Genomic DNA, 663 nt, shown 5'->3' with positions numbered 1-663 from the left:
GCCGGCGAAGTACACTCCCGCCTTACCGGCAAGGACGGAGCCCGTCTGTTGGAAGACATCGTATCCCGCAACCGGGACGGCAACGCCATAGAAGTAGCCAAGGCAGTCACTCTGCGTGAGCGGTTAAAGAAATGGCTGAAGGATTACTGGTGGTGGCTCAAANCGGGAATCCATCAGATTCAAGAAGAGTTTGTCCAATGGTTATGTGGTTGTTTTAGAGAAAGAGCAAAAAGACAGCCCAGATGATATGGATACCATAACTATGTGGGCTGAACTCTCATCATCTAATGTTTCAGATGCCCGGACAAAGATCCGTCCCCTGAACTCGACGTCTCAACCTGCAAATGTCGCAAATGGGTCAAATGCCGCAGATGGAACAAATGCAAGAACCGTTATCATTAGCAGTGATGACATAGCAAAGATACAAAAAGATGCGGAAGCCGCAATATCCGGGGAGGAAAAACTCTTATACGACAGGAACGGTATAATCTACGGCGCCACCGCAGGGGGCAAGCTATACCTCAACGGCAGCGCATTGAACCCCGAGACCCCGCTTCACGAGTACACCCACTTGTGGGACACAGCCTGCCAAAATATCAATCCCGAGCTGTGGCGCAGAGGCGTAGAGCTGATGAAGCAAACACCACTGTGGGAGCAGGTGAA

The 663-nt window shown here is 51.1% G+C and carries 1 protein-coding gene; it reads left to right on the top strand.

Annotation, left to right across the window (positions count from 1 at the left end):
- Positions 1–247: 247 nt before the first annotated feature.
- Positions 248–663 (top strand): hypothetical protein (locus tag BN2628_RS17490; protein ID WP_257606391.1); only part of this gene is annotated, 416 nt, incomplete at its 3' end.

The organism is Gabonia massiliensis (assembly GCF_001403595.1).
Lineage (GTDB): Bacteria > Bacteroidota > Bacteroidia > Bacteroidales > Coprobacteraceae > Coprobacter > Coprobacter secundus.
This window is presented reverse-complemented; position numbering and strand designations above follow the sequence as displayed.